The following is a 12670-nucleotide window of genomic DNA, read 5'->3' on the forward strand; positions in this document are numbered from 1 at the left end:
GGTCTCCGCAGCTCCGGGTCGGGTCGCCGGGTCACCCGGCCGACGGTGGCGGCCCCGCTTGCGACCGGCCTGAGCGGAGCCTGTGCATCTGGTGTGAACGCCGGGTCAGAGCGCCGGCGGCACGCCCCGCAGCCGGACGACGGCGGCGCGGAAGTCGCGTCGGCCGACCGCGCGCCAGGCGGTCCGGACGGCGGGGGAGAGGGCGGCGAGCACGCGGGCGCGGTCGATGGCCGAGGCGTCCTCGAGCACGAGGCCCAGCACCAGCATCTGCTCCCGCCCCGGGAGCGCCGCCCCCGACGCCCGGACCACGGCTGCCCACTCGGCCGCCGGCATGTGGACGGCGAGCAGCGGCATCAGGTCGGCCTCGTCGGCCGCGGCGGAGGCCACCACCTCGTCCGCCACGAGCCCGCACGCACCCACGAACGCGTCGTGCGCGGCCGCCGTGCCGGTTCCGGCCCACTCCCGGGCCGCGGCCGAGAGGTCGCGGAGCCGGCGGTCCAGCGGCGCCGTCCGGGCCGCCCAGGCGGCGACGTGCCACCGCGCGTCGTCGACCTCGGCGGCGGGCAGCGACCGGAGCAGCGCGGGCCACAACCGCTCCCGCTCGACGGCGTGGTGCCCGAGCAGCACCCGCGCGACCAGGTCGGCGTGCCCGGTCAGCTGGGCGGTGCGCGCGGCGTCGCCGCTGGGTGCCTCCGACGCGAGCCCGGCCAGCAGCCGCAGCTCGCGGTGGACGGCCCGGTGCAGCACCCGCTCGTAGGCGGTCGCGGCGCTGCCCGGTGCGGGCGACGAGAGGGCCCTGCGCGGAGCAGGGACGAGGGAGGAGACGGGGGTGGGCGGCTCTGGGCGGGGGAGCACCGCAGCGGTCATGGCACCTCGTCGGATCGGCTGGAGCTGGCATCGACGCTAGAGGGGAGGCGTCCCGGCCGACAGGGACCGACGTCCCGAGTCGGACGGGATCGTTCCGCGGGACGGGAGGCCCTGACCGAGCCCGCGCGCCGGTGGTCAGGGGGCTCAGGCGGGGGTGCGGGACAGCCAGCCGGCGGCCGCCATGCCGAGCCCGAACAGGACGGTGCCGGGGATGATGCTCCAGCCCTCGGCCGGCATCACGGGCACCAGCAGCGCGCCCACGGTGATGCCCGGGATCGCCAGCGCGGCCCACAGCGGCAGCAACCGGTGCCGGATCGCGGCGACCGCGACCAGGGCCGGGCCGATCATGCTCGAGAACCCGGCCAGCATCGTGAACGGCAGCGTCGCCTCCTCGATGGCGGAGAAGCCGTGGTGGTCGAACAGCGGCCGCACCCACGCCTCCATCACCGCGCCCGCCGGGATGAGCACCATGCCCAGCCACAGCACGCCGAGGCCGACGACGCCGAGCCGCGACCCGGCGAAGCGGCGCAGCAGCACGCCGAGCGAGGCCGCGATCAGCAGCGCGCCGAGGCCGAACAGCACGTGCGCCAGCTCCCAGGTGGCGGCCTGCGTCGCGCCGTCGTCGTGGGTCAGGGGATGCAGGGCGTTGCCGACGGCGAACAGCACGCCGCCGGCCGCCATCGCCGTCGCCTGGCGCGCGTCGGAGGGGCGGTGGTCGCGGAGCGCGGCGGAGGAGGTCGGAACGGTCAGGGGCGGTGCGGTGGTCATGGCGGTCCTCGGACTCGGGGTGCGTCGGGTCGGGTGACCCGGTCGGCACCGACGCTCGCGCCCGGCACTTGCCGGTCGCTGACGGCCGGCTTGTCGTCCGGGCGACAAGTGGGCCGCAAGTGCGCCCGCGCAGGGTCGGCGCCGACCCCGATCCCAGGAGGAGCTCGCCATGACCACCCCGCCCGTCCCCGTCACCCCGCGCGCCGAGGGCGACCCCCGCCCCGACACCCTCGGCATGCGGCTGGCCCACCGCGCGATGCTGCGCGACGTCCGCCGCCTGACCGACCTGCTCCAGCAGGTCGCCGCCGGCCGCACCGCCGTCGACGCGCAGCGGGCCGGCAGCATCGCCGGCTACGTCGGCGACTACTGCGACTCGGTGCACCACCACCACTCGGCCGAGGACGACGTCCTGTGGCCGGTGCTCGCCGCCTCCGCCGGCCCGTCGGTCGACCTGGCCGAGCTCACCGACGACCACGCCGCGCTCGACCCGCTGCTCGACCGCATCCGCGCCGGCGCCGCCGCCTTCGCCGCCTGCCCCGCCGACGAGGACGCCGCCACCGCGCTGGCCGTCGACCTCGCCGAGCTGCGCGACACCCTCGAGGAGCACATCGCCGACGAGGAGGCCTCGGTGCTGCCGGCCATCGAGGAGCACGTGTCGGTCGGTGACTGGGCCGCCGTCGAGGCCCGCATCAGGAAGCGGGCGAAGCTCTCCTTCGAGGTGCCGCGGGTCGTCGACGTCGTCACGCCCGACGAGCGCGCCACCCTGGTCGCCGAGGGCGGCATCGCCGTCCGGTTGATGCTGGCGCTCCTCGTGCCGCCGTTCCGCCGCCGGGAGGGCCGGGTGTTCGGCGGGTGATCCGCGGCGTCCCCCGGCGGGTGGGTCAGAGGCCGACGGCGGCGAGCTCGGCCGCGAGCCGCCGCCGGACCTCGGCCGCCTTCGTCCGGTGCGCCGCGGCGGCGTCGGCGTCGCCGACCAGCCCGGCCACCTCGGCCAGCGCGTCGTCGACCGGGCCGAGCACGAGCGTGCCCGAGTCGAGCCCGGCGACCCGGCCCGCCCACGGCAGCAGCTCGTCGCGCGCGGCCACGGCCACCTCGAGGTCGCCGAGCCGGACGGCGGCGTGCGCGCGGAGCGTCGTCGTCACCAGCCAGTAGTAGTCGCGGGCGATCGGCCGGCGCCTCGCCCACACCCCCCGCGCGTCGGCCTCGCGCCCGGCGTCCAGGAACGCGAGGACGACGGCGTCGCCGAGCGCCCCGGGCATCGCGGTGTCCAGCCACTCCATGTCGGGCACCGAGGGCGTGAGGTCCCCGCCCGCGAAGCCGGCCACGAACCGGCCGATCAGCGCCATGAGCCCGCCGTTGGTCTGCCCCGTCTCGGCGAGCCGGGTGGCGATCTCCTCGTAGCGGGCCCGGCCCTCGTCCACCCGGCCCGCCAGCACCAGCAGCGCGCCGGTGTGCACGTCGAGCGCGCCCAGCACGTGCCCCAGCTGGCCGCTCCCGGACAGGGCCACCGCGCGGTCGCCGTGCCGCCGGGCGAGCGCGAGGTCGGTGCGCGCCGACGCGGCCAGGAACAGCAGCCAGTGGGCGACCGCCTGGTGGTCGGGGGCGCCGGCCGCGGTCGCGGCGGCGAGCAGCTCCTCGGCCAGCTCCTCCCGGCGGTCGGCGAGGTCGGGGCCCAGCGCCGCGTAGGCCCGCGCGTTCAGCGCCAGGCAGAGCAGCCGCGGCTGCTCGGGCACCCGGCGGGCCAGGGCCAGCGCCTCGGCGCTCGCCCGCTCGGCCCGGACGTCGTCGACGCCCTCCACCTCGCGGAAGAGCGCGACGAACAGCCGGGCGCGCACGTCGTCGGGCAGGTCCTCGCCCGCGGGGGTCTCCAGCAGCGCAAGCAGCGGGTCGAGCAGCTCGGGGTCCTGGGCGCCGTCGTCGCGGACGGTCCACACCAGCGGCGCGTCCCAGGCGGCGAGCGCGGCGACGTGCAGGTCGCGGCGGCCGAGCCGGGCGGCGGCCCCCACCGCCAGCCGCTGCTGCTCCCGGGCGACGACGGCGTTGCCGGCCCGCGCGTGCGCCGGGATGGACGGCAGCAGCAGCCCGAGCAGCGCCTCGTCGCCGCCCGCCCGCGGCCCGGCCAGCTCGTGCACCCGCAGCGCGGTCGCCCACTGGCGGGCGGCGTCGGCGTGCGCACCCAGCTGCTCGGCTTCCCGGGCGGCCGCCACCACGTACGGGACGGCGTCGGTCGCGGTGGCGGGCCCGGCCCCGGCGACGGCGTGGTGGGCGAGCGTCGTGGCGTCCGCGCCCCGCGCCTCGAGCGCCGCCAGCGCCGCGGCGTGCACCCGGGCGCGCCGCATGAGCGGCAGGTCCTCGTAGAGGGTGTCGCGCACGAGCGCGTGGCTGAACCGCACCTGCCCCGGCGCCGGCTCCACCAGCAGCCCGGCGAGGACGGCGGTCTCCAGAGCGTCGAGCAGCTCGTCGGGGTCGTGCCCGGTGACCGCGGCCAGCAGGTCGACGTCGGTCTCGCGGCCCAGCACCGCAGCCTGGCGCAGCGCGGTCACCGCCGGGCCGGGCAGCCGCTCCACCCGCCGGCGCAGCACCTCCCGCACGCCCGCCGGCACGCTGGTCCGCGCCGCGGCCGCGCCCTCGGAGACGATGAGCCGGGTGAGCTCCCGGACGAACAAGGGGTTGCCGCCGGTGCGCTCGCGCAGCAGCGCGACGACGTCCCCGTCCGGGTGCTCCAGCCCGTTGTCGCGCGCGAGGACGGCCACCCCGGCCGCGTCCAGCCCGCCCAGCGCCAGGTGCGCCGCGGTCGCGGTGGCCAGCGCCGCTCGGGTCGCGGCGAGCGCCTCGTCGTCCTCGGTCGAGCGGTAGGTGGCCAGCACCAGCACCGGCCGCTCGGCGAGCCCGCCGACCACCTGGCGCAGCAGCTGCAGGGTGAGGTCGTCGGCGCGGTGCACGTCGTCCAGGACGACCAGCAGGGGGTGCCCGCCGCCCGCGGCCGCCAGCTGGTCGGCCACCGACCGGGCGAGCCGGAAGGGGTTGCCGTCCTCGGGCAGCGCGGCGGCATCCAGCTCGCGCGCCACCTCGCTCCACGGCCAGGCCGGCGGCGCGCCCTCCACCTCGGGGCAGCGGCCCCACGCGGTGCGCCAGCCCCGCCGGCGCAGCTCGCCGGTCGCCGCCTCCACCAGGGTGGTCTTGCCGGCGCCGGCCTCGCCGCCGATCCAGACCACCCGCGTACCGCGGCGGGCCTCGTCGGCGGCGGCGAGCAGCCGGCCGAGCTCGGCGGCGCGGCCGACCGACGGGGGAGCGGGCTGCGGGGCCGGCGGCGCGACCGGGACGGCGGGCACGACCGCGGCCGGCGCCTCCAGCGCGGGGTCCTGCGCGAGGACCGCCGCCTCCAGCTCCCGCAGCTCGCGGCCGGGGTCGATGCCGAGCTCGTCGGCGAGGTGCTCGCGGGCCCGGCGCAGCACGCCGAGCGCGTCGCCCTGCCGGCCGCCGCGGTAGAGGGCCAGCGCGAGCAGCCGCACGGCGCGCTCGCGGCCGGGGTTCTCGCGCACCAGCCGGTCGAGCTCCGGGACGACGGCGCCCGCGCGGCCGAGGTCGAGGTCGGCCTGCGCGCGGGCCTCCAGCGCGGTCAGCCGGAGCTCGTCGAGGCGGGCCACCTCCGGCGCCGCCCACGCGGTGTCGGCGACCTCCGCGTAGGCCGGCCCGCGCCAGCAGGCCAGCGCGCGCTCCAGCAGCTCGCGGCGGGGGACTGGATCCGGCTCGCCCTGCGCCCGGGCGACCAGGTCGGCGAAGCGCCACGCGTCGACCGCCTCCCGCGGTAGGTGCAGCGCGTAGCCGGGAGCGCGGCTGACCAGCACCGTGGCCTCGCTGCGGGTGGGGCGGGCCGGCTCCAGGGCCCGGCGGAGGTGCGAGACGTGCACCTGCAGCGAGGCCAGCGCCTTGGGCGGCGGCTCGCCGTCCCACAGGTCGTCGACGATCCGGTCGGTGGAGACGACGTGCCCGCCGGCCACCGCCAGCCGGGCGAGCACCGAGCGCTGCCGCGGCCCGCCCAGCACCGCCGGCGCGCCGGCCACCGCGGCCAGCATGGGGCCGAGGACCGAGAGCTCGACGAGCGGCGCGTCGGGGTGCGGCGAGGCCATGGCGGGGGGAACGTAGCCGATGCGCGGCCGGACGTCCCGCAGTTTCTGCGAGGCTGGGCGTGTGCCGCCCGTCCGCAGCTCCGGGATCCTGCTCTACCGCCGCGGCGCCGGCGGCGTCGAGGTGCTGCTCGGCCACATGGGCGGGCCGTTCTGGGCGCGCAAGGACGAGGGCGCCTGGTCGATCCCCAAGGGCGAGCACGACCCCGGTGAGGACGGGGAGGCCGCCGCGCGCCGCGAGTTCGCCGAGGAGCTCGGCCGGCCGGTGCCCGCGGCGACGCTGCACCCGCTGGGCGAGGTACGGGGCCGCAAGCTGCTCGCCGTCTGGGCGGCCGAGGGCGACCTCGACGCGGCCGCGATCATCAGCGGCACCTTCCCGCTGGAGTGGCCTCCGCGGTCGGGCCGGGTGCAGGAGTTCCCCGAGATCGACCGGGCCGCCTGGTTCCCCCTCGCCACGGCGCGGGGGAAGCTCGTCAAGGCACAGCTGCCCTTCCTCGACCGGCTGGCCGCGCACCTGGCCGGCTGACCACTGCGAGGGTGATCACCCCTCAGCGGTCTCGAGGTCGGACCGCGCAGTTCCGATGTGCTGCGCCTGAGCCGGCCCTTCGTCTCGGCCGGGGTGCTGGTCGGCCCCGACCCCGCCACCGCGCTGGCCGCCGCGGCGCTCATCGCCTTCGTGGTCGTCGACGCGCACCTGTTTCTTCACCGGCCGCCGGGCGTGGCTGCACCACGCGCTCGCCGTCGGTGCGGTCACCGCCGCGCTGCAGGCAACCGGGGAGGTGCCGTTGGCCAGGGCTCCCGGCCGGCGCGGTCCTCGCCCGGCACGGCGGCCACGAGTTCTCGCTCCTCCTCCCGGGGGTGCGTGGCGCGGACGCGCTGGCCCTCGTCCGCCGCATCTGCGTCCTGCACCCCGACGTCCCGCTCTCCTGCGGCGTCACCCAGCACGCGCTCGGCGGCAGCGCCTCCCAGCTGATGCGCGGCGCCGACCGCGCGCTCTACGACGCCAAGCTGCTCGGCCGCGGCCGGGCGGAGCTGTTCACCGGTCCCGCCGCCCGACCCTCCGCCGCCCGACCCTCCCGCGTCCGGCCGCGCGGCTGAGAACCCGCAGTTCATGGCCCCGTCGCCCGCTCGTCCCCGAACCGGGTCACGCAGCAACTGCGGGCGCATCGCGCTGCGTGACGGCACGCACGATCGTGATCGCGGCGAGACGAGATGCTTGCCTTCTGCACCTGACGTCCTGGCAGGTTTCCCCGCGTTCCACGGGGGAGTCGATCGAGGGAGAGCAGGGATGCGGTACTTCAAGGCGGCGGCGGGTGCAGCCGCGGCCATGGCGCTGGTCGTCGTGTCACCGACGGCGGCCGGCGCCGACGACGGCAAGGGACACGCCCCGGGTGGGGACGTCACCACCGTCGTCGGAGGGCTCGACGGGCCACGGCAGCTGAGCGAGTACAAGGGTCGCCGGCTGATCGTCGCCGAGTCCGACACGGGGGAGGTGAGCTGGATCGACCCGCGCGGGGGGCGGTCCCAGACCATCCTGTCCGGCCTGGGCAACGCCCAGGGCGTCGACTACGTGCGCGGCCTCATCTACGTCGCGATCGGCGAGTTCGCGGGTCCGCCGGAGGCGGGCGAGGGCCTGCCCAGCCAGCAGGTGGTCGAGGCGACGCCGGGCGGGGAGATCCTGCGGACCTGGGATCTGCTGCGGTACGAGCTCGACCACAACCCGGACGGCCAGCAGCAGTTCGTCGACGGCGAGCCGTTCGAGACGCTGTCCAACCCCTTCTCGGTGCTCGCCCAGCCCCACCGGATCCTCGTCTCCGACGCCGGGGCGAACGCCGTCCTCTCCATCGACCGAGAGACCGGGGACATCAGCACCTTCTTCGTGCCGCCGGTGGTCACCGACGTCGAGGGGTGCGTGGGGATGCCGAACAACCCTGGCACCACCGGGTGCGACCCGGTGCCCACGGAAATCACCGAGGGGCCGGACGGCAAGATCTACGTCGGCACGCTGGGCGCCGAGGTGCCCGGAGCGGGGCGGGTCTACGTGCTCGACCAGCACGGCAACCAGGTGCGCGCTATCGAGGGGCTGACCAGCGTCACCGGGGTGGCCGTCGACCGCAAGGGCACGGTCTACGTCTCGAACGTGCTCGAGGGCATGCCGATGGGCGAACCGCCGGCGGACTTCGACCCGTCGACGGTCGGCCAGCTCACCCGCATCGAGCGGGACGGCGACCGGGCCACCGCCGAGGTCACCATGCCGACCGGCCTGGAGATCGAGGGCGGGGACCTCTACGCCTCGGCGTGGAGCATCGCCGGCTTCCTGGGCATGCCGTCGGCCGGTGAGATCCAGAAGGTCGGCGCGGGCGCCTTCACCCCGGCGCCCTGATCCGCCGGTAGGACCGGGAGGGCGGTCGGGGGATCTCCCCGGCCGCCCTCGCGGTCCCCCGGGGCAGCATCAGGGCAGCCCGGCGTGCGGGACGGCGACCTCGGTGGCCACCAGCACCGCCTCCCGCGCGGCCGCCCGCGTGTGCTCGTAGAAGTCGGGGGCGCAGCACAGCAGCAGGGTGCGGCCGTCGTCGCCACCGAGCGTGCAGGCGTAGGTGCCCAGGCCGTCCGGCGCGGCGATCTCCTCGACCACCTGCCCGCCGGGCGCGACCCGCAGCACCCGGGAGCCGAAGCCGTCGGCCACCCACACGTGCCCCTCGGCGTCGAGGGTGCACCCGTCCGGGGCGACGACGACCTGGCCCAGCAGCTCCTCGACCGAGCCGCCCACCGGCTCGGGGCCGAACTCCGCCCACGTGCGCCGCGGGCCCAGCGAGCCGTCGGTGGCGATGTCGAAGGCCGAGAAGCGGTTGCCCCACGTCTCGCCGACGAGCAGCGTGCCGCCGTCGGGGGTGATCACCGAGCCGTTCGGGAAGCGCAGCCCCTCGGCGACGACGGTCACCGTGCCGTCGGGGTCGACCCGCTTGACCGACGCCGGGGCGGGCGCCCCGCCGCCCATGAGGTCGAAGCCGAAGTCGCCGACGTAGGCCCGGCCGGCGGTGTCGACCACCATGTCGTTGAGGTGCCCCCTGCAGACGGCGGAGAGGTCGGCGTGGGTGGTCACCTCGCCGTCGGTGACCCGCAGCAGCCGGTGGTCCTTCATCGAGACGACGAGCAGCGAGCCGTCGGGGAGCCAGCCCAGCCCCGAGGGCTGCGCCTCCACCTCGAGGACGACGGTCTCCGGGCCGCCCGGGGCGACCCGGCTGACGGTGCGCCGGTAGAAGTCCGACACCCACCACTGCCCGTCGCGCCACCGCGGCGCCTCGAAGTAGGAACCGCCCTCCAGCACCGTCCGGAACGCTCGATCAGCCATGCCGCGGGACGCTACGACCTCCCGCACCCGCCGACCACCTCCTGTTTTCCCCTCCGCCGGCGTGGGCACGGTCGCTCCATGCCGACGGAAGACGTGCAGCCGTGAGCGTCCGGGGCCTCCTCGAGCGCGCGGTGCGCCGCGTCGAGGCGTGGCAGGTGCTCGACGCGCCCGGCTACCAGGTGGAGCACGGGATCTCGCTGACGTTCCTGCTGGCCGGCCGCTACGCCCGCCCGCTGCAGGACCTGCTGCACGGCGTCTGGTTCGGCCACCCGCTGCACCCGTTCCTGGTCACCGTGCCGATCGGTTCGTGGAGCGCGGCCGCCCTGCTCGACGGCCTGGCCGCCGCCGGCCGCGGGGGCCCGGGTGCCGGGCAGGCGGCGCGCACGGTGGTCGGGCTCGGGATCGCCGGTGCCGTCGGCGCGGCGGCGACCGGGCTGACCGACTGGCAGCACGCCCACGACGAGGCCCGCCGGGTAGGCATGGTCCACGGTGGGCTCAACAGCACCGCGCTGGCGCTCTACACCTGGTCGTTCGCCGACCGGGGCCGCGGTCGTCCCGGGCGGGCGCGGGTGACCGCAGCCGCCGGCTACGCCCTCGTGCTCGCCAGCGGCTACCTGGGCGGGGTGCTCTCCTACCGCCACCGGCTCGGCGTCGACCACTCCGCGGCCGGGCGGTCCCCGCGGGTGTTCACCCCGGTGGCCCGCCTCGCCGACCTCCCCGACCGCGAGCCGGTGGAGGTCGCGGCCGACGGCGTCCCGGTGGTGCTGGTCCGCAGCGACGACGAGGTGCGGGCGCTCGCCGGTCGCTGCCCGCACCTGGGCGGCCCGATGGCCGAGGGCTGGCTGCACCGCGACGAGCTGGTCTGCCCGTGGCACGGGTCGCGGTTCGACGTCGACACTGGGGAGCCGGCGCAGGGGCCGGCCACGGCTCCGCTGCCCTGCTACGACACCCGGGTCCGCGACGGCGCGGTGGAGGTGCGGCGGCGGGCCCGCTGGCGCACCCCGACGGCGGTCACGACGGTGGAGGAGGCGTCCCGGTGAAGGCCGACGAGGTTCTGATCGCGCACCACGACGTGCTGCGCGGGCTGCTCCGCGAGCTGGCGGAGACCACCGACGGCCAGGCCGGCCGGCGGGAGGAGCTGCGCGACCGGTTCCTGCGCGAGATCGAGGTCCACGCGCAGATCGAGGACGAGCTGTTCTACCCGGCGGTGCCCGACGTCTCGCCGCTGCTGGCGCTCGCGCATGCCGAGCACCGGCAGATCGACGACCAGGTCGCCACCGTCATGCGCATGGACGTCACCGACCCGGAGTTCAGCACCGAGGTGCGGATGCTCGAGAAGACGGTGCGCCACCACACGATGGAGGAGGAGCAGCGGATGTTCCCCCAGTCGCACGCCCTGGGGGAGGAGCGCCTCGAGCAGCTCGGCGAGCAGCTGCGTGCCCGGAAGCGGGAGCTCGAGGAGTCCGGCGCGATGCGGCTCATCGTGCGGCTGAAGCGGGCGACGCTGCGTCACGTGTAGCCGAGCGGCCGTTCCCCGGCCGTGCGGGCACGGCCGGGGAACCGAGCCGTCAGACGATGCGACGCGCGGTGTTGTAGCCCCACATGGAGTCCACGGGCACGACCGCGACGGGGTTGCCGTAGGTCGAGGAGTGGACCATCAGGCCGTCGCCGATGTACATGCCGACGTGGCCCACCGGGTCGTAGAAGAAGATCAGGTCGCCGGGCTGCAGGTTCGCGCGGTCGACGTAGACCCCGGCGGTCGACTGGGCGCGCGAGGTCCGCGGGATCTCCACGCCCGCCGCCTGGTAGGCCGACCACGTCAGGCCCGAGCAGTCGTAGCCGCCCGGGCCGGTGCCGCCCCAGACGTAGGGCTTGCCCTGCTGGGCCAGGGCCGTGTCGACGGCGACCTGCGCGGCGTGGTTGGGGGCGACGACGGTGCTGGTGACGACGGTGCCGGTACCGCCGCCCCCGCCGTCACCGGTGGAGGCGGTGGCGGCGAACGGGGTGAGGGCGATGCCGGCACCGGTGAGCAGGGCGAGGGCGGCCCCGCGGACGGAACGACGGTTCGTGGACGTGCGAGTGGTCGTCATGGACGACGGCTTCTCCTTGTTCTCCGTGACCGCCTACCGGGTGAGCTGACGGGTTCGGGCGGGGAACGCGCCCGGCGCCCCGGACTGGCCGGTGGCGCTTCACCCCAGGACTGCGGTGGGTCCCCGGTCCGGACGACGGCGGGTGCCGGCGCCCGGTTCGGCGGTGTCCGTCCGGGTGTCACCGGGGGTGGTGACGGCGGGTCCCGGCCGGACCGCGGGGAACGCTAGGTCGGTCACGGAAAGGTCACAACGCGACCGACACGCCGCCCGCCGGCGCTCCCGGGTGCTGCCCGGCCCGTCGCGCCGACCGCGACTCGCCAGCCGACCACCGGGGTTGCGCCGGCCGCCGGAGCGCTGGACCGGCATCCCGTCACGCACTGCTGTCGGCCGGGTACTTCTCCTGTCGACGGCGTGGCTCAACGCTGCGTGCACGAATCGAGCGGCGCCGTAGCCAGGAGCTGGAGCGGGGTGCCGGCCGACGTGGATCGGCGAGGCGGGGCCGCGGCGCGCAGCCCGGCGTGGCGCCGCGGTCCCGGCGTTCAGCCGACGTCGCAGCCGCACGGGCACTCCGCGGCGTGCGCCGGCCGGCCGTTGCCGTCGTCGAGGTCGTCGCACGCCGGCGGGCACGTGCACGTCCAGCCGTCGTCGAGGTGCCGGAAGGCCCCGGACTCGAAGCGCCGCTGCCGCTCCTCCTGCCGCCGTCGCGCGGCGGCGGCCCGCCGGGCCGCGGCGCGCTCCTCCGGCGCGTCGCCAGGCTGGGAGACGAGGTGGTCGTCCGGGCGGCCGCGGGCGCGGTCGGCTGCGTCCTCCCAGGGACTCCGCCGGTCGAAGGTGTACGTCGGTCGCGGTCGCCCGGGCCGGTGCTCCCACCGCCACGCGCGCTCCTCGCTGAGCATCGTGTCCAGGTGGGCGGGGAACCGCCGGCCGGCCCTGTCGCGGACGGTGCCCGGTGCCATGCGCTCCACCCGGTGACCCGCCTCGTCGAGCAGGCCGAGCCGGAGACCGGCCAGCTCCGCGGCTGCTGCGAGCAGCCGGGCGTCCACGCCGCGGGCACCGGCCTCCACGGCGGCCACGGTGGACTTCGAGAGGCCCAGCCGCTCCGCCAGCTCCCGCTGGGAGAGGTCGGCCCGGCGGCGGATCCGCCGCAGCAGTCCGCAGAGATCGAAGTCCCGTGCAACCCCGTCGTCCCGCACTCGCCGAGCGTGTCCGCCGGGCGCGGTGAGGAGCGACCCCATGTGCCCTTCTGTGGACAGTCGCTCTGTGCCCACATCCGCGGGGCAGAGGGCGACTGTGCCGGGGGTGGGTGTGGGGGTCGGGCGCTTGGGTCCCTGCCCACGCCCGCGGGGCAGAGGGCGACTGTGCCGCGGGTGGGTGTGGGGGTCGGGCGCTTGGGTCCCTGCCCACGCCCGCGGGGCAGAGGGCGACTGTGCCGCGGGTGGGTGTGGGGGTCGGGCGCTTGGGTCTCT

At 77.0% G+C, this 12670-nt stretch carries 12 protein-coding genes and 1 riboswitch; of the genes, 6 read left to right on the plus strand and 6 right to left on the minus strand.

Annotation, left to right across the window (positions count from 1 at the left end):
- Nucleotides 1-105: 105 nt before the first annotated feature.
- Entirely contained in the window at nt 106-867 is a 762-nt protein-coding gene (locus ACI79W_RS06930) for a hemerythrin domain-containing protein (RefSeq protein WP_456561344.1), read from the minus strand.
- Between the two features lie 144 nt (nt 868-1011).
- Entirely contained in the window at nt 1012-1635 is a 624-nt protein-coding gene (locus ACI79W_RS06935) for a hypothetical protein (protein ID WP_456561345.1), read from the minus strand.
- Nucleotides 1636-1804: 169 nt separating this feature from the next.
- Here ACI79W_RS06935 and ACI79W_RS06940 point away from each other — a divergent pair, with 169 nt between their 5' ends.
- Complete coding sequence (locus ACI79W_RS06940) at nt 1805-2491, plus strand: hemerythrin domain-containing protein (protein ID WP_456561346.1); 687 nt, start codon at nt 1805-1807, stop codon at nt 2489-2491.
- A 25-nt stretch (nt 2492-2516) separates the two neighbouring features.
- Here the strand turns inward: ACI79W_RS06940 and ACI79W_RS06945 are convergent, their stop codons facing one another.
- Nucleotides 2517-5765 carry a BTAD domain-containing putative transcriptional regulator gene (locus ACI79W_RS06945; protein WP_456561347.1) on the minus strand — a complete coding sequence of 1083 codons (3249 nt, stop codon included), beginning with the start codon at nt 5763-5765 and terminating at the stop codon, nt 2517-2519.
- Nucleotides 5766-5826: 61 nt separating this feature from the next.
- Between ACI79W_RS06945 and ACI79W_RS06950 the strand changes: the two genes are divergently transcribed.
- The 3 genes from ACI79W_RS06950 (at nt 5827) to ACI79W_RS06960 (ending at nt 8145) form a co-directional block, all read left to right on the plus strand.
- Complete coding sequence (locus ACI79W_RS06950; RefSeq protein ID WP_456561348.1) at nt 5827-6288, plus strand: NUDIX domain-containing protein; 462 nt, start codon at nt 5827-5829, stop codon at nt 6286-6288.
- Between the two features lie 332 nt (nt 6289-6620).
- The gene (locus ACI79W_RS06955) at nt 6621-6860 is read left to right on the plus strand and encodes a hypothetical protein (protein ID WP_456561349.1); all 240 of its coding nucleotides are present in this window, start codon (nt 6621-6623) and stop codon (nt 6858-6860) included.
- A 190-nt stretch (nt 6861-7050) separates the two neighbouring features.
- A complete protein-coding gene (locus ACI79W_RS06960) occupies nt 7051-8145 on the plus strand; it encodes a ScyD/ScyE family protein (RefSeq protein ID WP_456561350.1) in 1095 nt (364 codons plus the stop codon).
- 69 nt (nt 8146-8214) lie between these two features.
- On the opposite strand, the gene ACI79W_RS06965 is transcribed toward ACI79W_RS06960, so the two are convergent.
- The gene (locus ACI79W_RS06965; RefSeq protein ID WP_456561351.1) at nt 8215-9114 is read right to left on the minus strand and encodes an SMP-30/gluconolactonase/LRE family protein; all 900 of its coding nucleotides are present in this window, start codon (nt 9112-9114) and stop codon (nt 8215-8217) included.
- A gap of 101 nt (nt 9115-9215) precedes the next feature.
- Here ACI79W_RS06965 and ACI79W_RS06970 point away from each other — a divergent pair, with 101 nt between their 5' ends.
- Both ACI79W_RS06970 and ACI79W_RS06975 read left to right on the plus strand, forming a co-directional pair.
- Nucleotides 9216-10154 carry a Rieske 2Fe-2S domain-containing protein gene (locus tag ACI79W_RS06970; RefSeq protein WP_456561352.1) on the plus strand — a complete coding sequence of 313 codons (939 nt, stop codon included), beginning with the start codon at nt 9216-9218 and terminating at the stop codon, nt 10152-10154.
- Nucleotides 10151-10633, plus strand: coding sequence for a hemerythrin domain-containing protein (locus tag ACI79W_RS06975; protein WP_456561353.1), 483 nt, complete (start codon nt 10151-10153; stop codon nt 10631-10633). The genes ACI79W_RS06970 and ACI79W_RS06975 overlap by 4 nt, the downstream gene beginning before the upstream one ends.
- Nucleotides 10634-10682: 49 nt before the next feature.
- Here ACI79W_RS06975 and ACI79W_RS06980 read toward each other — a convergent pair whose 3' ends face one another.
- Both ACI79W_RS06980 and ACI79W_RS06985 read right to left on the minus strand, forming a co-directional pair.
- A complete protein-coding gene (locus tag ACI79W_RS06980) occupies nt 10683-11204 on the minus strand; it encodes a C40 family peptidase (RefSeq protein WP_456561354.1) in 522 nt (173 codons plus the stop codon).
- 16 nt (nt 11205-11220) lie between these two features.
- A riboswitch (cyclic di-AMP (ydaO/yuaA leader) is annotated at nt 11221-11377 on the minus strand.
- 366 nt (nt 11378-11743) lie between these two features.
- Nucleotides 11744-12397 (minus strand): helix-turn-helix transcriptional regulator, encoded by a 654-nt coding sequence (locus ACI79W_RS06985; protein ID WP_456561355.1) that lies wholly within the window; start codon nt 12395-12397, stop codon nt 11744-11746.
- Nucleotides 12398-12670 lie beyond the last annotated feature (273 nt).

The organism is Blastococcus sp. SYSU DS0533, assembly GCF_054050775.1.

Coding starts and splice junctions, on each gene's coding strand:
- ACI79W_RS06930 (WP_456561344.1), bottom strand. CDS start 867: ATGACCGCTGCGGTGCTCCCCCGCCCAGAGCCGCCCACCCCCGTCTCC.
- ACI79W_RS06935 (WP_456561345.1), bottom strand. CDS start 1,635: ATGACCACCGCACCGCCCCTGACCGTTCCGACCTCCTCCGCCGCGCTC.
- ACI79W_RS06940 (WP_456561346.1), top strand. CDS start 1,805: ATGACCACCCCGCCCGTCCCCGTCACCCCGCGCGCCGAGGGCGACCCC.
- ACI79W_RS06945 (WP_456561347.1), bottom strand. CDS start 5,765: ATGGCCTCGCCGCACCCCGACGCGCCGCTCGTCGAGCTCTCGGTCCTC.
- ACI79W_RS06960 (WP_456561350.1), top strand. CDS start 7,051: ATGCGGTACTTCAAGGCGGCGGCGGGTGCAGCCGCGGCCATGGCGCTG.
- ACI79W_RS06965 (WP_456561351.1), bottom strand. CDS start 9,114: ATGGCTGATCGAGCGTTCCGGACGGTGCTGGAGGGCGGTTCCTACTTC.
- ACI79W_RS06980 (WP_456561354.1), bottom strand. CDS start 11,204: ATGACGACCACTCGCACGTCCACGAACCGTCGTTCCGTCCGCGGGGCC.